At 76.5% G+C, this 23927-nt stretch carries 2 protein-coding genes; both read left to right on the forward strand.

The genetic code is table 11. The features are described 5' to 3' along the window. The first annotated feature begins 63 nt into the window (after positions 1-63). Positions 64-22680 (forward strand): SDR family NAD(P)-dependent oxidoreductase, encoded by a 22617-nt coding sequence (locus tag IE248_RS38255; protein WP_190031845.1) that lies wholly within the window; start codon positions 64-66, stop codon positions 22678-22680. Continuing rightward, positions 22677-23921 carry a hydroxymethylglutaryl-CoA synthase family protein gene (locus tag IE248_RS25735; RefSeq protein ID WP_100583827.1) on the forward strand — a complete coding sequence of 415 codons (1245 nt, stop codon included), beginning with the start codon at positions 22677-22679 and terminating at the stop codon, positions 23919-23921. The genes IE248_RS38255 and IE248_RS25735 overlap by 4 nt, the downstream gene beginning before the upstream one ends. Positions 23922-23927 lie beyond the last annotated feature (6 nt).

Consider the following 23927-nt stretch of genomic DNA (forward strand, 5'->3'; position numbering starts at 1 on the left):
GGCGTCCCCACCCATGATGCTGAGCCGGTCCGGGCCACACCGGACCGCGCACGGGAGGTAGTCATGCTCAGTCCGGGTTCCCGCGTCGAGGCGGTGGTCGCCGTCGAACCGACCGACTTCGTCGTCCACGAGCACCGTCTCCGCGATGTCTGCCTGCTGCCGGGCAGTGCCTTCTTCGACGTGGTCTGGCGGATGCTGGAGGCCCGGGGCCTCGACCCCGCGCGCGCCGTCCTCAGCAACGTGCTGTTCTCCGAGCCCGTCACCACCGCCGCCGGCATCGGCCGCGAGGTGCGCGTCGTGGTGGAGGCCGACGAGTACGGCAGGGCCGCGGTCCGCGCCACCAGCCGGCCGGTCGGAGAGGCGGCGGCGAACACGGACTGGGTGGAGAACCTCCGCGCCGAACTCGACTGGACCGACCGGGCGCCCGCCGCGCTCGACCCGGCCGTCCGCTCCGCACCCGGAACCCACGGCGACATGACCGCCGTGTACGACCGGGCCCGCGCCCAGCAGGTGCACCACGGGCCCCGCATGGCCTGCGTCGGCACCGTCCGGCGCGGCCCCGACGGCCTGTTCGCGGAGATCGACCTCGGCGACCCGTCCGGGAGCGAGGACTTCTACCTGCACCCGGCCCGCCTCGACGCGGCCACCCTGCTGGGCTTCTGCCAGGCGGCCGTGGAGGACGACCCGTTCGTCCCGATGTTCGTCAGCCGGTTCCGGGCCGTCCGGCCGCTGCGCGGACCGGCGCTGGTGCACGTACCGAGACCCGAACAGCTCACCGATTCGGGGGAGTTGCTCGGCAACGACATGTACGTCTACGGGCCCGACGGCGAACCCGTCGCCGAGATCGTCGGGTTCGCGTCGAAGCGGCTGCGGCCCGGCGCCCGCGTCACGGCGCCGCGGACCACCGACGCCGCCATGGACCGTGCCCCGGACCGTATGCCGCAGCCCACGGCGGCGGCCCGGCCCCGGACGCCGGCAGCGGCGGAGGCGGCCGGGGCCGGCCTGGCGGACCGGGTCCGCGCGGTGATCGCCGAGCACCTGGGACGGCCCGCCGCCGAAGTCCCCACCGACGTGGGCTTCTACGAGCTCGGCCTGAACTCCGTCGACGTCCTGCGGGTCGGGGAGCGGCTGGAGGAACTGGTCGGCGCGACCCTCTACCCCACCCTGCTCTTCGAGCACACCACCGTCGAGGCGGTCGCCGCCTTCCTCGGCTCCGAGTTCGGCGACTCCCTCGCACCCGGGGCCGCCCCCGCGCCCGCCGAGGCCGACGCGGGCACGGGCACCGAAGCGGGCGAGCTCAGCGCGTTCGAGCCGGTCTGGGTTCCGGCCCCGGCCCCCGAACCGGCCCCGGACGGCGGCGACCTCGTGGTGTTCGGCGCGGAACTGGCGGCTGCCCTGCGCGCCGCCCGCCCCGACCGCCGGGTGGTCCCCGTCGTCGCGGAGGGCCCCGCCCCCGACGGCGGATACGTCGTCGACCAGAGCGACCGTGCCGCCCTGGGCGACCTCCTGCGCAAGATGGCCGCCGACGGGATCGAGCCGGCCATGTTCATCGACGCGACCAGCCCCGCGCCCGCCCCCTACCCCCGGCTGTGGGCGCTGGCCTGCGCCCTCGTCGACAGCCGCAGGCCCGGCCCGCACCGGCTGCTCGCGGTGCTCGGCCCCGACGCCGGACCGGAACACCTCGCGCTCGGCGCACTGCTGCGCACCGTGAGCGCCGAGGTCCCCGCGCTGCGCTGCCGCGCCGTGTCCCTGGACACCGCGACACCTGATCCGGCGGCCGTGTTCGCGGAGGCCGACGACCTCACCACCGAGGCGGAGGTCCGCCACTGCGGCGGCCGCCGCCTGGTACGCCGCCACCGGCCCGTCCCGCTGGCGCCCGCCGGGCGGGCACCGGTGCGGCGCGGTGGCTCGTACCTCATCGCCGGAGCGGGCCGGATCGGCTTGCACGTCGCCGACTGGCTGGCCCGCGAGCACCGCGCCGACCTGACGCTGGCCGCCCGCGGCCCGGAGTCCCCCGAGATCGCCCGGCGCATCGCCGAGTGGCGCGAACTCGGCGTGACGGCGCGCTACGTCCGGGCCGACCTCACCCGCGCCGCCGACGTGACACGCCTGACCGACGTCGCCCGGCGGGCGCACGGCCGCCTCGACGGGGTGTTCCACTGCGCCGGAGTGGTCGAGGACGCCGTGTTCTTCCGCAAGCTGCCGGACCGGTCCGCCGCCGTGCTGGCCGCCAAGACCGAAGCGGTGGCCCTCCTCGACGCCGCCACGGCGGTCGACGACCTCGGGCTGTTCGTCGCGTTCTCCTCGCTCGCCGCCACCCTGCCCAGCCCCGGCCAGTGCGACTACGCCTACGCGAACGCGGCCCTGGCCGGCCTGATGCGCCGGCGCACCGGCCCCGGCCTCGGGCTCGCCGTCGAATGGCCGTACTGGGCGGACGGCGGGATGAGCGCCCCGGCCGAGGCGCTGCGCCACGACCGGGAGACCCACGGACTGGTCCCGATGCCCACCTCCGCCGGACTGCGCGCCCTCGGCGGCGCGCTGGCCTCCGGCGCGCCGCAGCTGCTGATCGGCTACGGGGATCCGGCCCGGCTCCTGACCGCCCTCGGCGCGGCCCCCGACCCGGACCCCGCGGAGGAGAAGGCGCGCACCGCCGTACGGAAACCCGACCGTCGCACCAGTGCCGACGCGGACACGGACGCGGATACGAGTGCGGACGCCATCGCCGTCGTCGGGCTCGCCGGACGCTATCCGCGGGCCGCCGACCCCGCCGAGTTCTGGCGCAACCTGCGCGCGGGACTCGACTGCGTCACCGAAGTGCCCGCCGACCGCTGGCCGCACGAGCAGTACTTCGACGCCCGGCCGAACACCCCGGGACGCACGTACGGCAAATGGGGCGGCTTCATCGACGGCGCCGACCGCTTCGACCGGGCCTTCTTCGGCATCTCCCGCCGCGAGGCGGAGCGGATGGACCCGCAGGAACGGTTGTTCCTCACCGCCGCCTGGCAGGCCTTCGAGGACGCCGGCTACCGGCCCGACCGGCTCGCGGACCGCGAGGCCGGGGTGTTCGTCGGCGTGATGTCCTCCCACTTCCAGCTCGTCGACGACGACCCCGGCCAGCCGCTGCCCCTCGCGCTCCACTCGTCGGTGGCCAACCGGGTCTCGTACCGGATGGACCTGCGCGGACCCAGCATCGCCGTCGACACCGCCTGCTCGTCGTCGCTGACCGCGATCCACCTCGCCGTACGGGCCATCCGGGCCGGGGAGTGCTCCTGGGCGGTGGCCGGCGGGGTCAACGTCATGCCGCACCCGGAGAAGTACCTGCAACTGGCCGCCGGACAGTGGCTGTCGCGCGACGGACGCTGCCGCAGCTTCGGCGCGGGCGGCACCGGCTACGTACCCGGCGAGGGAGTCGGCGCCCTGGTGCTCAAGCCGCTCGCCGCCGCCCGCGCCGACGGCGACCACGTGTACGGGGTCATCCGCGGCTCCCGCCTGGGCCACGGCGGGCGCGCCAGCGGCTTCACCGTCCCCAACCCCGCGGCGCAGACGGCGGTGGTGACCGGCGCGCTGACCGCCGCCGGGGTCGACCCCGCCACCATCGGCTACATCGAGGCCCACGGCACCGGCACCTCCCTCGGCGACCCGATCGAGGTACAGGGGCTGCGGGACGCTTTCGCCGGGGTCGACACCACCTGCGCGCTGGGCTCGGTCAAGTCGGTCATCGGCCACCTGGAGAGCGCCGCCGGAGTGGCCGCGGTGACCAAGGTGCTGCTGCAACTGCGGCACCGCACCCTCGTCCCCACCCTGCACTGCGAGGAGGTGAACCCGGCGCTGCGCCTCGACGACAGCCCCTTCCGGCTCCAGCGCACCACCGAGCCGTGGCCCGCCGGGCCCGCCGGGGTGCGGCGCGCGGGCGTCAGCTCGTTCGGAGCGGGCGGCTCCAACGCCCACCTGATCCTGGAGGAGGCCGAACCCCTGCCACCGGCCGCCGAACCGGCCGGGCCCGCCGTACTGGTGCTGTCCGCCGAGGACGACGACCAGCTCGCCCGGGTCGCAGGCGACCTGCTCGCCGTCCTCGAACAGGACGGCGGCGCGGTACGCCGCGAACTGGCCGGACTGCTGGGCATACGGCCCGAGGACGTGCCCACCACCGTGCCGCTGCGCGACATGGGCCTCGAACTCGTCGACCTCGACCTGCTCGCCGCCTCCGCCGGGCTGCGCGCCGACGAACTGGCCCGGCGCACCCTGGAAGACCTGGCACCGGCCGACGGCGAGACGCGGCTGCACGACATCGCGTACACCTGCCAGGTCGGCCGGACCCCGCGCGCCCACCGGCTGGCGGTCGTCGCCGAGGACGCGGCCGCCGCCCGCCGGGCGCTGGGGGCCTACCTCGCGGGCGAGGCCCCGCCGGAGGGCGCCCACTGGGGGCGGCCCGCGGGCCCGGGCTCCGCGCCCGACCCCGGGGCGTTGGCCGACGCGGTGCGCGAGCGGCGCTGGGAGTGGCTGGCCGAGGCCTGGACCGCCGGGGCGGAGGTGCCGTGGCACCTCGGCCACCCGGCGGGGCTGCGACGCGTACCGCTGCCGCCGTATCCGTTCCGCGGCGAACGCTGCTGGCCGGGGCTGTGGCGCGCGGAGACGGCATCGGCCGCGGCGGTCGAGGCCCCTGCCGCTGTCGTCGCCGTCCAGGACCCGGAACCGGAGCCGGACCCGGAACCCGACCACGACCAGCCGGCCTGCGAGGTGCGGCGGCTGCCGGACGGCATCCTGCTGATCACCCTGGGCCGCAGCACGTTCACGGACGAGCTGCTCGAAGGGTTCCGGGCCGCCATGACGGAGGCCACCGCCGACCCGTCGGTGTCGTGCGTGGTGATCACGGGCAGCGGCGACGTCTTCAGCATGGGCGCCACTCCCGAGGCGATGGCCCGACTGGCCGCCAAACAGGGCACGTTCGCCGACGTGTCCTTCCTGCACGAGCTCGTCCTCGGCTGCGACAAGCCGGTCATCAGCGCGATCCAGGGGCATGCGAGCGGCGGCGGAATGGTGTTCGGGCTGTACGCCGACATCGTGGTCCTGGCGCAGGAGGCGCGGTACGGCGCGCCCTTCCTCAGCTTCGGGTTCACCCCCGGCGCGGGCGCCACCTTCTTCGTCGAGCGCAAGCTCGGCACCACCGTCGCCGAGGAACTCTTCTACACCGGCCGCACCCTGACCGGCGCGCAACTGCGCGCCCGGGGCGCCTCGGTGGACGTACGCCCGCGCGCGGAAGTCCTGACCGCCGCGCTGGGCCACGCCCAGTCCGTCGCCCGCCAGTCGCGTGCCGCCGCCTCCGAACTCAAACGGGAGCTGGCAGGCCGCACCTTTGCCGCCTTGTCCGACGTGATCGAACGGGAATTGCGCATGCATGAGCGAGTGCTGGGCGGCGAGGCCGTCGAACGCGTACACATCCGCCTGGGCCACGAACCCCCCACGGCGGCCGCGCCGCCGCGGGTTGAGGCCGCGTTCGCCGGAGGCCCGGCGGGGGAGCCCGCCCCGGCTACGCCTGCCGGGCCCCCGCCCCCGACGCATGCCACGGCCCATACGCCCCCGCCCCTCACCGCCGCGCCCGCGCCGCCAGCAGCCGCGCCGCACGCCGCTGCACCGCCGGCCGCACCGCCCGCCGGGCCCGTGCCCTTCACCGCTGCCGCCGCCCCCACGGCCGCGCCGCCTGCGGCTGCGCCTGGCGGGGCCGTGCCGGTTGCCGCTGCGCCGCATGCCGCACCGCCCGCCGGGGCCGTGCAGTTCACCGCCGCCGCCCCCACGGCCGCGCCGCCTGCGGCTGCGCCTGGCGGGGCCACGCCGCCCGCCGCTGCGCCGCATGCCGCACCGCCGGCTGGGGCTGCGCCCCTCGCGGCGGCGTTTGCCGGGGCCGTGCCGTTCACTGCTGCCGCCCCCACGGCCGTGTCGCTCCCGGCCGCGCCTGGCGGGGCCATGCCGGCTGTAGCCGCGCCGGTTGCTGCTGCACCGCATGCCGCGCCGTCGGCTGGGGCCGCGCCGTCGGCTGGGGCCGCGCCGCTCGCGGGAGCGCCTGCCGGAGCGATGTCTTCTGCGGCCACGCAGGGTGAGGCCGTGCCCGTTGCGGCTGCGGCGGCGCCCGCGGGGGGCGTCGCGCCTGGTGCGGGCGCGCCTTCCGGGGCCGTGCAGGCCGCCGCTGCCGTGCCGGCCGGGCCCACTGGTGACGACCTGCGCGACGAAGTCCTCGCGGTCGTGGCGGCGCAGCTCTACCTGGCGCCCCACGAGGTCGACACCCGGCAGACGTTCTCCGACATGGGGCTCGACTCCATCGGCGCCGTCGAGGTCACCAACATCCTCGCCACCCGACTCCGGGTGCACCTGGAGTCGGTGCTCGTCTACGAGCGGCCGACCGTCCCCGAACTGGCCGATGCGGTGGCCGAGGCCGTACGGCACACCCGGGCGATCGCCGAGGCCGCCGTCGCGCCACGGGCTACGGCGCCGGAGCCCGTGGCTCCCGCCCCGCCGCCGGTAGTGACACCACGCCCCGCAGCCCCGGCGGGTGCGCAGCCGCTCGTCCTGCGCGGGGTCGCCCCGGACCGGCAAGCCTCCGCCGCGCCACGCCCCGTATCTCCGCTGGCCGCCCCTGCCCCCGCTTCCGTTTCCGTTCCGGTCCCCGAGCCCACACCGGCTTCCGCTCCCGCCCCGGCCATTCCCGTTTCCGCTCCCGAGCCTGTCCCCGCACCCGCCCACGCCCTGGCCCAGGCCTCCGTCCCGGCCCCGGGCCACGCCCTGGCCCAGGCGCCCGCCCCTTCCCCGGCCTCCGTCCCGGGGTCGGTCGTGGCTCCGGTGCAGGTCCAGGCCTCGGTTCCAGCTCCCGCGTCCGCGCCAACGCAGGCACAGGCGCAGGCCGCTGCGTTCGCCCCGGCTCCGGCCTGGGCCCCGGCTTCAGCGTCTGAGTTCGTCCCGGCATCCGCCCAGGCTCAGGGCCAGGGACCGATACCCGCTGCCGCCCCGGCTGCCCAGAGCCCGGGGCCCGCCGCGGCCGCCCAAGGTGCGGCCCCCGCCCAAGGCGCGGCTCCCGTGCAGGGCGCGGCCCCCGCGCAAGGCTTCGCGGAGGCGCGGGGTGAGGTGGGGGCCGTTGCCGTGATCGGGATGTCCGGGCAGTTTCCGAACGCGCCCACGCTGGACGCGTTCTGGGGGGACCTCGCCGCCGGGCGGCGGCTCACCGGGGAGGTGCCGGCCGAGCGGTGGGACGTCGCCGCCCACTACGACCCCGCGGGGCGCCCCGGTACCACCACCAGCAAATGGGCCGCGTCCCTCTCCGACATCGACCGCTTCGACGCCCCCTTCTTCCGCATGTCCCCGCTGGAGGCGGAGGACATGGACCCCGAGCAGCGGCTGTTCCTCACCGAGGCCTGGCGGGCCCTGGAGGACGCGGGCTACGCGATCGGTCCCGACGAACCCCTCGCCTGCGGCGTCTTCGTGGGCTGTACCCAGAGCGACTACCGCCACGTCCGCCGCGCCGCCGGCCGTCACGACACCGCGCACAGCTTCCTCGGCGGCGCCCCCTCCGTGCTGGCCGCCCGGGTCTCGTACTTCCTCAACCTGACCGGCCCGACCGCCGCCGTGGACAGCGCCTGTTCCTCCTCGCTGCTCGCCGTCCACCTCGCCTGCCAGAGCATCCTGAGCGGCGACAGCGAGATGGCGATCGCCGGCGGGGTCGCCCTGATGCTGGGCCCCGAGATCCACGTGCAGACCAGCGCCGCCGGCATCCTGTCGCCGACCGGCCGCAGCGCGCCCTTCGACGCCACTGCCGACGGCATCGTGCTCGGCGAGGGCGTCGGCGCCGTGGTGCTCAAGCCCCTGGCCAAGGCACTGGCCGACGGCGACCACGTCCACGGCGTCATCCGGGCCGGCGGAGCCAACGGCGACGGCCGCAGCAACGGCATCGCCGCGCCCAGCGGACGCGCGCAGGCCGACCTGCTCACCCGCGTCTGGCAGCGGGCCGGCGTCACCCCGGACCAGATCGGCCTGATCGAGGCGCACGGCACCGGCACCCCGCTCGGCGACCCGATCGAGGCCAAGGCGCTCGCCGAGGCGTTCACCCGGGCCGGCGCGGCCCCCGAGTCCTGCGTGATCGGCTCCGTCAAGGGCAACATCGGCCACACCACCATGGCGGCGGGCATCGCCAGCCTGCTCAAGGTGCTGCTGGCGCTGCGCCACCGGCAGCTCCCGCCGACGGCCGGGTTCACCTCGCCCAACCCCCGGCTCGACCTCGACACCGGCCCCTTCCACGTGCTGACCGAGCTCCAGGACTGGCCGTCCCGTCCGAGCGGCCGCATCGCCACCGTGAGCAGCTTCGGTGTGAGCGGTACGAACTGCCACCTGGTCGTCTCCGAGGCCCCGCAGCGGCCGCGGCACACCACCTCGCGCGCCTTCGTCGTCCCGGTCTCGGCCCGGACGCCCGGAGAGCTCGGCGCGCAGCTCACCGCCCTCGCCGAGGCCGTGCCGGGCGCGGGTGAACTCGCCGACGTCGCCTACACCCTGAGCGTCGGCCGACGCCACCACCAGGCGCGCGCCGTCTTCCTCGCACGCACCCCGGAGGGTCTCGCCGCAGCCTTGCGGGCCGCGGCTGTGCGGTCGGGGGTTGCGCCCGCCGACCTCGCGGACGCCACCCCCGAGCAGCGACGGCTGGCCGAGGAGTACCTCGCGGGCGGCCGCCCCGACCTCGGCGCGCAGTTCCGGGACGTCGAGGCGCGACGCACCCCGCTGCCGCCTCACCCGCTGCGCGGCACCCGGCACTGGCCCACCCCGGCCACCCCGGCCCCCGAGCCCACCCCGGCCCCTGCGGCCACCCCGGCCCCCGAGCCCGCGGTGGCCCCCGGGCCCACCCCCGCGGCCGGGCCCGCGCTCACCTGGTGGATCGCCCCCGACACCTGGCAGGTCGCCGACCACCGCGTCGGGGACACCCCGGTGCTGCCCGGCACCGGCGCCCTCGCGCTCGCCGCCGCCCTGGCCGGTGACGAAGGGCCGCTGGAGATGACCGGGGTGCGCTGGCTCCGGCCGCTGCGCACCGACACCGCCAAGGAGGTCCTGGTCGAGCGGGACGGCGAGCGCTTCACGCTCCGCTGCGCCGGCGTCGACCACGCCACCGGCACGGTACGGCCCGCCACCGGGCCCGCCGCGCCGCTGCCCGTCGAGGACATCGCCCGGCGATGTACCACCGGGCACCTCTCGGGCGCGGACCTCTACGCCCGGTTCACGGCCTCCGGTCTGCACTACGGCCCGGCCTTCCAGGTCGTCGAAGAGCTGTGGGCGGGCGAGGGCGAGGCGCTCGGCCGTCTGACCGGCTCGCGGCGGCCCGGCTGGAGCGACCTCGTCGACGTGGCCGCACTCGACGGCGCGATCCAGGTCGCCGCCGCCCTGGCCGGCGAGGGGGAGCTGCTGATGCCGTTCGCCGCCGCCCGCGTACTGCTCCGCCCCGCCTCAGGCCCTCCGGCCTGGGCGCACGTCAGCCGCACCCCCGACGGCCTCCTCACCGTCCGCCTCGCCGGGGCGGACGGCCGCGAGCAGGCCCGTATCGAAGGCCTCGCCGCCCGCCCGGCCCGCTCCGAAGGGCCGCCGGCCGAACAGCCGGCCGAAGAGCGGGACGAGCCGGCGGTCTCCGTACTGCTGCCCCGCTGGACACCGGTGGGCGCGGAGGAAGCCCCGCCCGTACGGGGCGGCCGGACCCTGGTGCTCCACACGCAGGACGCCCAGCCGCTGGCCCGCGACCTCGCGGCCCGCCGCGGCGCCGAATGCCTGCCGCTGGCCGCCGGCCCGGAGCGGCTGTCGCGCCCCGACGTGGACGCCGTCTACCTGGTGGCCACGGGCGGTGCGCAGCCGGACACCGCTCCCGGCACCGACCCCGACCCCGACGCCGACCCCACCGTGGCCCAGGTGTTCGAGTGCGTACGGATCCTGGCGCGCGGCCCCGCCGCCGGCCGGGCCCTGCGCCTGACCGCCGTACTCGACGGGGTGCTGCCCGCCGGCGGCAGCCCCGTCACCCGCCCGCTCCGCGCCGGCGTCCTCGGCGTCCTGCGCGCCGCCGGAGCCGAACACCCCCACTGGGAGACCGGCGGCCTCGACCTCGGCGGCGCCGGAGCCGACGCGGTGCTGAGCGCACCGGCCGGCCACCCCGTGCTGGCGCTGCGCGACGGGCGGTGGCTCACCCAGGTCTTCGAACCCGCCGCACCGGACGGCCCCGCCGCTTCCGCCGCCCCCGGCACGCCCTGGCGCACCCGCGGCGTCCACCTGATCGCGGGCGGAGCCGGCGGCATCGGCTTCGAGCTGAGCCTCCACCTGGCCCGCCACACCGCCGCCGACGTGGTGTGGCTGGGCCGCCGCCCCGCCGACGCCGCCATCACCGAACGGCTGGCCGCCGTCGAGGCCGCCGGCGGCCGCGCCCGGTACGTGCGGGGCGACGTCGCCGTCCCCGCCGACGTCAAGGCCGCCCTCGCCGTCGCCCATGCCGAATTCGGCCCGGTGACCTGCGCCGTGCACGCGGCCCTCGAACTGCGCGACCGCACCCTGGCGTTCGCCGGCCCCGACGACCTGCGTGCCGCCCTGCACCCCAAGGTGCGCGGCGTACGCGTGCTGCACGAGGCCCTGCGAGACGAACCCCTCGACCACTTCGTCCTGTTCTCCTCGGCCGCCTCCGCCATCGACTCGCCCGGCCAGGCCGCGTACGCCGCCGCGAGCGCCGCCGAGGACGCCCTCGGCCAGGCGCTGCACACCGCGGGCCCGGTCCCCGTCACCGTCGTCAACTGGGGCTACTGGGGCAGCGTCGGGGTCGTGGCCGACCCGGTGCGCGCCCGCGCCATGGCCGACGCCGGCGTGGGCTCCATCGAGCCCGCCGACGGGTTCGCCGCCCTGCGCGCGATCCTCACCGCCCGCATCCCGCAGGCCCTCGTCGCCCGCGCCACCCCCGAGGCCCTGCGCGGCCTCGGCGTACGGGTGCGGGAGAGCGCCGACAGCACCCTCGAAACGCTGGCCGGCGCCCTCCTCGCCGCCGAACTGACCACCGCCGGCGTGCTCCCCGGAGCCGGCGGGCGCACCACCCTCGCGGCGATGGCCGAGAAGCTCGGCGTGGTCCCCGCCCGGCGGCGGCTCCTCGACGCCCTGCCGGAGATCCTCGAACGCGCCGGCGCGCTGCGCCGCGAGGGCCCGGACCTCATCGGCACCGGGCCGGTCCCGGTGCCGGCCCCGCTCCCCGCGCACTCCGCGACCGGGGCCGAGGAAGAGCTGCTGAGGCGGTGCGTGGCCGCGCTGCCCGACGTACTGGCAGGACGGCGCAACCCGCTCGACGTCCTGTTCCCCGGCGGCTCCACCGCCCTGCTCACCCGGTTCTACGAGGGCGGCGCCGCCGAACGCGCCGCCAACCGCGCCCTCGCCGAGCAGGTGCGCCGCCGGGTCGACGCGCGCGGCCCCGGCGCCCGGGTGCTGGAGATCGGCGCGGGCACCGGCGCCACCACCCGGGTCGTACTCGACGCCCTGGCCGGTGCCGGGCCCGTCGAGTACGTCTTCACGGACCTGTCGCCCACCTTCCTGCGGCAGGGTGAGGAGGCGCTACGGGCACACCTGCCGGCCTCGGTCACCCTGCGCGGCGCCCGCTTCGACGCCGAGAGCGACCCCGCCGCCCAGGGCTTCGGCGCGGACCACGACGTGGTCGTCGCCGCGGGCGTCCTGCACGGCACCTCGGACGTGACCGGGGCGCTGCGCCACGCGGCCGCGCTCCTGCGCCCCGGCGGCCTGCTCCTGGTGCACGAGACCACCGGCCGTTCCGACTACCTGACCCTCACCTTCGGCCTCACCGAAGGCTGGTGGCGCTACCAGGACCCGGACCTGCGGCTGCCGCACTCCCCGTTGCTCGCCCCCGACAGCTGGCGCACGGTCGCCGGGCGCGCCGGGCTCACCGAGGTCGAGGTGCGCGCCGAAGTGGCCCCCGGTACGACGGGCCCCTGCCTGATCACGGCCGGCCGGCCTGCGGCCACCGGGCCCCGGCCGGCCGCCGCCGCGGCCGGCGCCGCCCGCCACTACGTGCGCTCGGTGTTCGCCCAAGTGCTGCGGCACGACCCGGAGAACCTCGGCGACCACGCCCCCTTCGACGAGTTCGGCATCGACTCGCTCGTCAGCCTCTCCCTCGTGTCCCGGTTCGAGACCGATCTCGGTCCGCTGCCCTCCACCCTGCTGTTCGAGCACCTGACCATCGCCGCACTCGCCGACCACCTGCGCGCCGAGCACGGGGAACGGCTGGCGGCGGCCACCGGCGAGGCCGGGGCGGCGACCGAGGCCGCGACCGTCGTACCGGCCGAGGCACACGAGGCACCCGAGGGACCGGCCGTACGCCCCGAGGACATCGCGATCATCGGTGTCAGCGGCCGCTACCCCGGCGCGCCGGACCTGGACGCCTTCTGGCGGCTGCTGTCCTCCGGGGAGCACGCCGTCACCGAGGTCCCGGCCGACCGGTTCGCCTGGCGCGAGCTGTACGACCGCAGGCCGGGCACCCCGAACCGCCTCTACACCGCCAACGGCGGCTTCATCGACGGCGTCGACCGGTTCGACCCCGGCTTCTTCGGCATCCTCGCCCGCGACGCCGTCAAGATCGACCCGCAGGAACGGCTGTTCCTGGAGACCTGCTGGGACCTGCTCGAACAGACCGGCAACCTCGGCGCCCGCGCCACCGGGCGCACCGGAGTCTTCGCCGGCGCCATGTACGGCACGTACGGACAGCTCGGCGCGACCGCGTGGCCGCAGGGCGAACTGACCGGAGCGCACTCCTCGTACTGGTCGATCGCCAACCGGGTGTCCTACCTGCTGGACCTCTCCGGGCCCAGTTACGCGGTGGACTCCGCCTGTTCGTCCTCGCTGACGGCGCTGCACCTGGCCTGCGACAGCCTGCGGCGCGGCGAATGCGACACGGCGATCGCCGGCGGCGTGAACGTGATCATCCACCCGGCGCACTTCGTCTCGCTCTGCTCGCTGACGATGCTCTCGCCGACCGGACAGTGCCGGGTGTTCGACGCCGAGGCCGACGGGTTCGTACCCGGTGAAGGCGCGGGCGCGGTGCTACTGAAGCCGCTGAGCCGCGCGATCGCCGACGGGGACGACATCTGGGCGGTGGTCAAGGGCAGCGCGGTCAACGCCGGGGGCCGCACCTCCGGTTACACGGTGCCGAACCCGAACGCCCAGGCCGCCGTGATCACAAGGGCCCTCGCGCAGGCCGGTGTAGACCCCGCCACCATCGACTACGTCGAGGCGCACGGCACCGGCACGGCGCTGGGCGACCCCATCGAACTGGCCGCGCTGCGCAGGGTGTTCGACAGCCCGGGTGCCGGTGCGGTGGTCACCGGCGGCGCAGAACGCGCCGACGGCGGACGCGCGGTGGCGGTGGGCTCGGTGAAGGCCAACGTCGGGCATCTGGAGGCGGCGGCCGGCATCGCCGGTCTCACCAAGGTCCTCCTGCAGTTCCGCCACGGCGCCCTCGCCCCCTGCGCCAACCTGAACACCGTCAACCCCCGCATCGACCTCGGAGACCGGCTGGAGCTGCCGAGGGAACTGCGCCGCTGGGAGGCGGGGGCGCGGCCGCGCCGGGCCGGCGTGAGCTCGTTCGGCGCCGGTGGCGCCAACGCGCACGTGGTGCTGGAGGAGTACCGGCCCGCCGTGGCGCCGCGCGTCCTGCCGCCGGGCGGCGACCAGCTGTTCACGCTGTCCGCGCGCTCGCCCGAACTGCTCGCCCGGTACGCCGGCGAGGTCGCGGCCGCCCTGACCGCACCGTCGGCCGCGGGCGCCGGGCTGAGCGAACTCGCCTACACCAGCCAGGTCGGACGCCCCGAGTTCCGGTCCCGCGTCGCCGTGCTGTGCGGCAGCGTGCCGGAGCTGGCCGAGCGGCTGACCGCGTTCTCGCGGGGCGAGAGCGCGCCGGGCGTGTGGCAGGGCAACGCGGCCGCGGGCCGCGAGGCGAACGTCGCCGGGCGGGCCGACGGCACGGGCGCTGACCCGGCCGCCGGGAACGGCCCCGGGGCCGCCGCGCCGTGGGCCGGGCCGGCCGCACGCTGGGTCGGGGGCGCGTCCGTCGACTGGGCGGCTTACTGGCCGCAGCCGCCGCGCGTGGCCGCCTTCCCCGGACACCCGCAGCAGCGCCGCCGGATCTGGTGGCAGCCCGCCACGCCCGTGTCCCTCACCACCGTCTCCGCCCCGGTCGCCGCCGTCCCCGCCGCCGTTCCCGAGCCCGTGACGGTGTCCCTGGAGGTCCTCGGCGAGGCGATCCGAGGGCACCACGTCGGAGGCCGGCGGATCCTGCCCGGCGCCGCCGTGCCCGAGCTCGTCCGTACGGCCCTTCCCGGGCTCTGCGGCGCCGCCACCCGGTTCACCGGCCTGACCTGGCACCGTCCGCTGGACCTCGACCGCACGGCCGAGGTACGGATCGTCGCGGGCGACCACCGTCCCGGTGAGCCGGTCCCGTTCACCCTCACCGACCCCGACGGGGTGGTCCACGCGACGGGCACCGCCGAGGCACTGCCCGGCTCCGCGCTCCCGTCCGCCGCCGCGCCCGCCCCCGAGCAGGTCGGCGCGCCCGTGGCGCCCGCCGTGATCTACGCCCGCCTCGGAGCCGGCGGTGTCCGGCACGACAGCGGCCTACAGGTGCTCCAGGCGCTGTGGGCCGGCCCGGGGGAGTGTCTGGCCGACCTGGCCGCACCCCCCGCCGCCCCCGGCGTGCTCCTCGACCCGGTCGTCCTCGACGGCGCCCTCCAGGCGCTCGCGGTCCTCGACGACACCACCGGCTACCTGCCCACCGCCTTCGCCGAACTGACCGCCGGCCCGCCGCTCCCGGCCCGCTGCCGCGTGCACGCCCGCGATGTCACCGCTCCCGGCACCACCGGCTCGCGCACCGTCGACCTGGACGTGTTCGACGGCGCCGAGCACGTCCTCGCCCTGCGCGGGCTGACACTGACCGCCGTCGGCGCGCCCGCGGCGCGACCGGCCGCCGACCGGAAGGAGGAACCGGTGGAGCCGGCCGTGACGATCCGGCACAGGCGGCCGCGCTGGCAGCCCGCCGGACCGCCGGAGCCCGGGCGCCGTCCGGTCCACCGCGTCCTGCTGCACTGCGAGGACCAGGACCTGTGGACCGCCCTGGCCGCCGAACTCGACCGACGCGGCATCGCGAGCGACACCGGCTCCGGGGACGACGGCGCGACCGACGCCGTCCTGCACCTGTGCCCCGCCGCCGAACCCGACCTGGCCGCGCAACTGCACGACGGCTTCGACTCCGTCCTGCGACTGGCGACGCGCCACCTCGGCGAGGGCCGTGACGCGCTGCGGATGCTGGTGGCACACCACAGCGACGCGCTCACCGGGCACGCCCGTCCCGCGTACGCCGCCACCGGCGCGCTGCTGCGCACCCTCGCGCTGGAACACAGCGGCTTCTCCGGGGTGAACGTCCGCGTCGACGGTTCCCCCGCGGGGCTCGCCCGGCTGCTCGTCGACGAACTGCTCGGCGGGGCGGGGGGCGAGGTCCGCCTCACCCCCGAGGGCCGGCAGGTCCGGGCGTACGAGGAGTACGAGCCCGCGCCCGCCGCCGCACCGGCTCCCGCCGGGGGCCCGGCGCGGACCTTCCTGATCACCGGCGGCGCCGGCCGGATCGGCACCACGATCGCCGCCCACCTGGCCGGGCGCGGCCCCGTCAACCTCGTCCTGTGCGGCCGCCGGGCCGCCGACGACACGGTCGAGGAGGCCCTGCGGGAACTCTCCGCGACGGGCGCGCAGGTGACGTACCGGCAGTGCGACGTCAGCGACCGTCGGCAGGTGGACGCGCTCGTCGCGGAGATCGGGGAGCGGTTCGGCGCCCTGCACGGCATCGTGCACGCCGCCGGAGTCACCCGTGACTCCCGCGCGGTGCGCAAGACCCGCCGGGAGATCGACGAGGTCCTCGCCCCGAAGGTGTGGGGCGCGGTCCACCTGGACGCGGCCACCCGGCACGAACCCCTCGAATTCCTGGCCCTGTTCTCCTCTGTGGCCGCCACCACGGGCAACCTGGGCCAGGCCGACTACGCCTTCGCCAACGCCTTCCTCGACGCGTTCGCCGAGGAACGGGCCGCGCTGCACACCGCCGGGCGGCGGCCCGGGCGGACGGTCTCGATCGGCTGGCCGCTCTGGGCGAACGGCGGCATGCCGGTCCACGAGGCCAGCCGCACCCTGATGGCGCAGCACACCGGCATGGTGCCGCTGCCGGACGCGGACGCGGTGCGCGCCTTCGACGCGTTCCTGACCGGCGCGGAGACCTGCCCCGGAGTCGTCGCGTACCAGCCCGGGTTCACGCCGCGCGCGGCCCCTGCGGTGACCGGCGAGGACACCCCGGTCGCCGACCGGATCCGGGCCGTCGAGGGGGACCTGCGCTCCCTCGCCGCCGGGTTCCTGATGGTGTCCGACGAGGACGTGGACACCGCCACCGACCTGATGGAGCTGGGCTTCGACTCGATCTCGCTGACCGAGCTGATCACCCGGATCAACGCCCGCTACGGCCTCGACCTGCTCCCGACGGTGCTGTTCGAGACCCCGACCCTGGAAGCCCTGGCGATCCGCCTCGCGAACGACCACCCCCAAGCCGGCCGCCCCCCGGCCCAAGCGTCCCTGGCTCCGACCTCGGCTCCGACCCCGACCTCGGCTCCGGCCCCGGCTCTGGCTCCGGCCCCGGCTCTGGCTCCGGCCCCGGCTCTGGCTCCGGCCCCGGCTCTGGCTCCGGCCCCGGCTCTGGCCCCGGCACCGGCTCTGGCCCTGGCCCCGGCTCCGGATTCGGATGCGGGCCCGGCTGAGGTCGTGGTTTCCGGGGCCGGGCAGGAGCCGGGCGTCGGTCCGGACGACGGCTCCGTTTCCGCCCGGGAGGGTGGTGTGGCGGCCCTGGCCGGGGCCGCGATGCCCGTCGCCGTCATCGGGATGGCCGGGCGGTTCCCCGGCGCCGATGACCTGGCCGCGCTCTGGCGGGTCGTGTCGGCGGGGGAGGACCGGGTGGGTCCCGTACCCGCCGACCGCGCCGAGCTCCTCGCCGACCCCGGCATGCGCGAGGTCCGCGCCGGATTCCTGGAGCGGGTCGCCGAGTTCGACGCGGCGGCCTTCGGGATCTCCCCCCGCGAGGCCGGTTTCATGGACCCGCAGCAGCGCCAGTTCCTGGAAGTGACCTGGCAGGCCCTGTACGACGCCGGCCGCCGCCCCGGCGAGCTGGCCGGCTCCGCCACCGGGGTGTTCGTCGGTGTGGCCACCGGCGACTACAACGAGCTGATGGCCGCCCACGGCGGCGCCCCCGAGGCGCACATGGCCACCGGCGTCGCGCACGCCGTCCTCGCCAACCGCGTCTCGCACCTCCTCGACCTGCGCGGCCCCAGCGAGGCGATCGACACCGCCTGCTCCAGTTCCCTCGTCGCCGTCCACCACGCGGTCCGCGCGCTCCAGCACGGTGACTGCGAGCTGGCCGTCGCCGGCGGCGTCAACCTCACCCTGAGCCCCGCCCTCTACACCACCTTCGACCGCGCCGGGATGCTCAGCGCCCGCGGCCGCTGCGCCGCCTTCGACGACTCCGCCGACGGCTACGTCCGCGGCGAGGGCGTCGGAGCCGTCGTGCTCAAGCCCCTGGACCGGGCGCTGGCGGACGGCGACCCCGTCCAGGCCGTCATCCTCGGCACCGCGGTCAACCACACCGGGCGGACGCCCTCGCTGACCGCCCCCAACCCCCATTCCCAGGCGGAGGTGATCGTCGAGGCCGTCCGGGCCGCCGGGATCGACCCGCGAACCATCGGCTTCGTCCAGGCCCACGGCACCGGCACCCCGCTCGGCGACCCGGTCGAGATCGAGGGACTCAAGCAGGCCTTCGCCCGGCTGTACGAGGACCACGACCTGCCCGCGCCGGCCGAACCGCACCTCGCCGTCGGCACCGTCAAGGCCAACATCGGGCACCTGGAGGCGGCGGCCGGGATCGCCGGCCTGCTCACCACCGTGCTCGCCATGCGGCACGGCCTGATCCCGCCCCACCCGCACCTGAGCGAGCCCAACCGCTACCTGCGCCTGGACGGCACCCCGCTGACCCTGGCGCACCAGGCCCGCGCCTGGGAGCCGACGGCGGACGAGTCCGGGCGGCCGGTACGGCGTGCCGGAGTCAGCTCGTTCGGCTTCGGCGGGTCCAACGCCCACGTGGTGCTCCAGACCGGGGGAGCGGCCCCGGCCCGGCGGCCCGCCGCGCAGGGGCCCCTCGTGGTGCCGCTGTCGGCCCGCGACGGGGCGGCGCTGGCGGACTACCGCCTCCGGCTCGCCGACGCCCTCGACGCGCTGCCGGACGTCGGCCTCGACCAGGTCGCCTACACCTTGCAGGTCGGCCGGGAGGAACTGCCGCACCGGTTCGCCGTGGTGGCCGCCGACCGGACGCGACTCGTCGCCGCGCTGCGCGGCACGGACCAGGGCGGCGTGCACCTGGGCGACGGGACCGCCCGGCCGGGCGGTGACGCCTCGCCCGTCACTCCGGAGGAACTCGCCGTCGCGTGGTGCGCGGGCCGGTCCGTCGGCTGGGCCGGTCTGTGGTCCGCCGCCCCGGGCCGGATCCCGCTGCCCGGCCCCGGCTTCGCTCGGACCGCGTACTGGTACCCCCGCGCCGCCGCCCCCGCGGTGGTCCGGCCCGCGCCGGCCGGCGCCGAGCGGACGGCGGACGGACGGGTCCGGCTGGCGCCCGTACGCCGGTACGAGCCGGCGCGGCACCCCGCTCCGGCCGCGGCGCCGCAGGCCGCTCCCGCCGCCCCGGCGCGGCCGGCGGCTGCGGTCGCCCCCGCGCCGGGGACCGGCGTGACCCTGGCGGACCTGCGCGAACGGGTCGCCGGGACGCTGGGGCTGCCCGTGGCGGAGATCGGTGAGCAGGACTCGCTGACCGGGCTCGGCCTCGACTCGATCATGCGCGTCGAACTCGTCCGCTGGCTGCACGAGAGCCACGGCGTCACCGTGCCGACCAGCGAGCTCTACGAGCACGACACGCTGGCCGCCCTGGCCCGCCACCTCGAAACGGCCGCGGCCGCCGAACCGGAGACCGCCGCCACACCGGAGACCGCCACCCAACCGGACACCGCCGTCGAACCGGAAGCCTCTGCCCAGGATCCGGCCGCCGTGGTGCGCGGGGCCGTCGAGCGCGCCGTACGCACCGATCTGGGTCCGGACGGCAGGTTCACCGACGGGGCGCTCAGCTCCCTCGACATGGTGCGGGCGGTGCGGGCCCTGGAGACGGTGCTCGGCACCCTGCCCAAGACGCTCCTGTTCGACCAGCCCGACTGCACCGCCCTGGCCGCCCACCTCACCGAGCGCTTCGGCGCCGAGGCCGTGGCCCGGCTCGCCGACGTGACCGAGCCCGCGCCCGCCACCCCGGCGGCCGCCGCGCACGCCGAGCCCGCCGAGCCCACCGCCCCCGGCGGACCCGACGGACCCGGCGCCCTGATCGTGGCGCGCGCCGAACTGGCCGGTCACCCCGGCCTGCTCGACCTGGTCCGGGAGGTAGAGGAGCGCCACGGCATGGAGTCCGGCCTGGCCGGCCTGAGCATCGCGCCCCTGCTCTTCTTCCCGTCGACCCGCGACGCCTACCTGGCGATCGGCCGCACCGGTGACTCGGTGCTGGTGTGGCGCTACACCGGAGCGCCGGAGCGGTTCGCCGACGCGGCCGGCGAACTGCTGTCCCACTGCGCCGGGAACGGGCTCAAGCTCAACCTGCTGTCCACGGAGCCCCTCGCCGAGCTGACCGGCACGCCGATGCTGGCCACCGCGTTCGGTGTCGTGCAACGGCTGGAGGACCTGGCGTCGTTCACCCTCGCCGGCGGCCGCCGGAGCAAACTGCGCTACCTGGTGAAGAAGTTCGGCCGGCACGGCGACAACCGGGTCGAGGAGTACGTCAGCGGCTCGGACCCCGCCACCGACGCGGCGATCGCCGACCTCGTCGACCGCTGGTCGGAGGGCAAGGAGATGGTGAACGCCTACGTCGCCGAGGCCCGCGAACTGATCCGGGAGGGCCGGCTGCCCGACCGCAACCGGATCTTCCTGACCTACCGCGACGGGCGGCTGCTCAGCGCCATCGTGCTGGCCGCGCTGCCCGCCGAGAACGGCTACCTGCTCGACGTGGAGTTCTACCCGGGCGACATGCCGCTCGGCGGGCTGGAGTACGGGCTGGTCGAGATCATCGGACGGCTCGCCGCCGAGGGGGTCGACGTGCTCAGCTTCGGCGGCAGCTTCGGAGTCGAGGTGACCACCACCGCGAACCCGGCGCAGGACGTGCGGCAGGCGCTCGCCGAACTGCGCTCCGTCGGCATCTTCGACGAGGGCAACTACCGGTTCAAGAAGAAGTTCGGGCCCGTCGAGGTGCCGCTGTACCTGTGCCAGCCCGCCGCGGACCGCACCGACGCCCTCGACCTGATCATGATGATCGCCAACGCCCCCGAGTCCGGAGCGGCGGCCGGCACCCCCGCCGCCGCGACCCCGGCGACACCGGCCGCACCGGCCACACCCGCCACGCCGGCCGCGCCCGCGACCGGTCGTGAGGCGGTGCTGCTCCGCGCCGGGCACAACCCGGTGCTGCTCGACCACACGGAGGTGGAGTTCGACCTGCTCACCGACTCGTGGTTCGAGCGCACCGACTCCTTCGTGACCGACCGGATGGCCGCGCTGGCCACCCAGGTCGCGGATCCGGGCGGCGCCCCCGTCGCGCTCCCCGGCTGGCTGCCGCTGCCGCATGCGTCCTGGACCGCCTCCGGCCGCTCCGCCGAGCTGCGGCTGTGCCGGTCGTGGCCCGGCCGCCGGGGCGTGGTCCTGCACAACGACCTCTTCCCGACCTGGCAGTTCGCGCTCGCCGAGGCCGGCCTGCGGGCCGTGCGGATACCCCGCGAGGACGACGCCCCTACGGCCGACGCCCCCGCGACCGGCGACGGACGGCTCGCCGGGCTCGCGGCCCTGCTCGACGAGCACGGCGACGCGGTGTCGTTCGTCTGCCTGGAGCTGAGCACCAACGCCGCCGGCGGTCTCCCGCTGTCCCTCGCGGCGCTCCGCGCCACGGCCCGTACCCTGCGCGAACGCGGTGTGCCGCTGGTGCTCGACGCCACCCGGGTGGTGGACAACGCCCTGGCGGTCGCCGAGGCGCAGGACGCCGACCTGTGGCGGACCGTCCGCGATCTGCTGGACACCGCCGACGCGGTGACGGTGAGCCTGTCGAAGAACTTCGCCGTCGGCATGGGCGGGCTGGTCGCCACCCGCCTGGGCGACCTGGCCGAACGCCTCGCCGAGGACGAGGACGCCTACGGCCGTCAGCTCGGCCGCCAGCAACAGGCCGTCCTCGGCGCCGCGCTGGCGGACACCCCGCTGATCGGCGACCTGGTCCGGCGCCGCGCCGAACAGGTCCGCACCCTGCACCAGCGGCTCGTCAAGGCCGGTGCCCCGGTGTACGGAGGGCCGGGCGCCCACTGCGTCCTGCTCGACCCGCGCCGCGACGAGGCCTTCGCCGGCCTGACGCATCCCGCGCCGGCCCTGCTCGCCTGGCTCTACCGGGAGACCGGGGTGCGCGGCGCCCCGCACGTGGGCGACGACCCGGCGGGCCTGGTCCGCCTCGCGCTGCCGATCGGCCTGTCCGACCCGGACGCCCAGACGCTCGCCGACCGGCTCTGCGACTGCTTCGCCCACCGCACCGGTGTGGTGGACCTGCTGCCGACCGGACCGGCGGCCACGCCGATGGCCCTGGCCCGCGCCCGGTTCGAACCGGTGGAGCGGATCCCCGAGGACGTCCGGGCCGCGCTCGCCGAGGGCTACGAACGGGCCGGGGAGAACATGGCGGTGCTCACCGAGCACGTCCCGGCCGTCCGGCGCCATCTGATCGAGCTGGAGGACGCCACCGTGGAGGCCTTCGTCCACGGCACCGGCCCGACGCTGCTGCTGGCCCACCCGTTCAACATCGGGGCCGGCATGTTCGCCCGCCAGTTCGCCGACCTGGGCACGGACCACCGGCTCGTGGTCCTGCACCACCCCGGGGTGGGGGCCACCCGCACCGGCGGCGCCCTGTCCCTCGACCACATCGTCGACCTGTACACGGCCACCCTGACCCGGCTCGGCATCGACGGACCGGTCCACCTGGTCGGCGCGTCCTGGGGCGCCCTGGTCGCCGAGACCTTCGCCCTGCGCCACCCCGGCCGCAGCGCGTCCCTGACCACAGTCGGCGGCTCGTACCGGTACGCCAACCGGGTCGGCGAGGTGAACCGGCTGGAGGTCATCGTGGCCGAGGACATGGCCGCCGTGGCCGCCGCCACCGGCGACGGCGCGCGACTGCCGGGCCGCGCGGCGCAGCTGCTGCGCTGCGAGAGCATGGACGCCTACGTGGGCCTGTCGTACCTGGACCTGTTCGCCGGCGAACCGGACCTGCTGCGCCGGCTGCCGGAACTGACCGGCATGCCCACCGCGGTGATCCACGGCCGCCTGGACTCCGTGGTGCCCCTGGACACCGCCCACCGCCTGGCCGCCGCCCTGCCCGGCGCCCGGTACGAGGAGCTGGCGGACGCCGGCCACTTCCCCTGCGTGACCCACGCCGACGACGTCAGCCGAGTCCTGCGGGAGGTCGTCGCGGCGGCCACCGCCGACCGGCCCACCGAGGAGACAGCATGAGCAGCGGACCCGTCACGGTGGGCGTCGAGGCGCTCGACGTCTACGGCGGCAGCGCCTGGATCAGCGCCGACGACCTGGCCGAGGGCCGCGGCCTGGACCGGGCCAGGGTCAAGAACCTGATGCTGTCGGGCCGTTCGGTGGCACTGCCCTTCGAGGACCCGGTCACCCACGCGGTGAACGCCGCCAAGGGGCTCCTGGACGACCTGGACCCGGCCGTCCGCGACCGGATCGAGGTCGTGCTGGTGGCGACCGAGTCCGGCGTCGACTACAGCAAGTCGATCGCCTCGTACGTACACCGCCACCTCGAACTTCCCGAGCGGTGCCGGCTGCTGGAGGTCAAACAGGCCTGCTACGCGGCCACGGCGGCCCTGCAACTGGCCGCCGGATACCTCGCCTCCGGGGCCTCCCCGGGCGCCCGCGTCCTGCTGATCGCCACCGACGTGGGGCTCGCCGACGAGCGCGCCGAATACGCCGAACTGGCCACCGGCAGCGGCGCGGTGGCCCTGCTGCTCAGCGAACGGCCCGACGTCCTCGCGCTGGACCTGGGCGCCTTCGGCCTGCACAGCTTCGAGACGATGGACACCGCACGGCCCGGCCCGGACACCGAGTTCGCCGACGCCGACCTCTCGCTCGTGGCCTACCTGGAGTGCACCGTCCGCAGCTTCGCCGACTACTCCCGCCGCGTCGCCGACGTACGCCTCGACGAGACCTTCGACCACCTGGTCTTCCACACCCCGTTCGCCGGCATGGTGCGGGCCGCGCACCGGCGGGCCATGCGCGAGTTCACCGGACTCGACCCGGCCGCCACCGCCGCCGACTTCACCCGCCGGGTGGAACCGGGCCTGCGCTACCCGGCGCAGGTCGGCAACCTCTTCTCCGGCTCCCTCTACCTGGCGCTCGCCGGCCTGGTGGACGAACTGCCCGCCACGGCCCGCGAGTCCAGGGTGGGCCTCTTCTCGTACGGGTCGGGCTGCTCGTCGGAGTTCCTCAGCGGCACCCTGGGCGAAACGGCCCGTGACACCGTGGCCGCCCGGAAGATCGGCCCCCGGCTGGCCGCCCGCCGCCGCCTCGGCTTCGCCGAGTACCGCGAGCTGCTCCCGTACGGCCAGGCCTGCCTGCTGCCCCGCCGCCACCTCACCCTCGACCCGCACCCCGAGTGGCGGCCCGCCGCCGGGGGCCGCGGGCCCCTGCTCGCCCTGCGGGGCATCGACGACTACCACCGACGCTACGACTGGATCTGACCGGAA

Origin of the sequence: Streptomyces goshikiensis (genome assembly GCF_014650555.1) — a bacterium.
Taxonomy (GTDB): Bacteria; Actinomycetota; Actinomycetes; order Streptomycetales; family Streptomycetaceae; genus Streptomyces; species Streptomyces goshikiensis.

Excerpts from the sequence above, each read along its gene's own strand:
- IE248_RS25735 (WP_100583827.1), top strand. The coding sequence starts at position 22,677 with ATGAGCAGCGGACCCGTCACGGTGGGCGTCGAGGCGCTCGACGTCTAC.
- IE248_RS38255 (WP_190031845.1), top strand. The coding sequence starts at position 64 with ATGCTCAGTCCGGGTTCCCGCGTCGAGGCGGTGGTCGCCGTCGAACCG.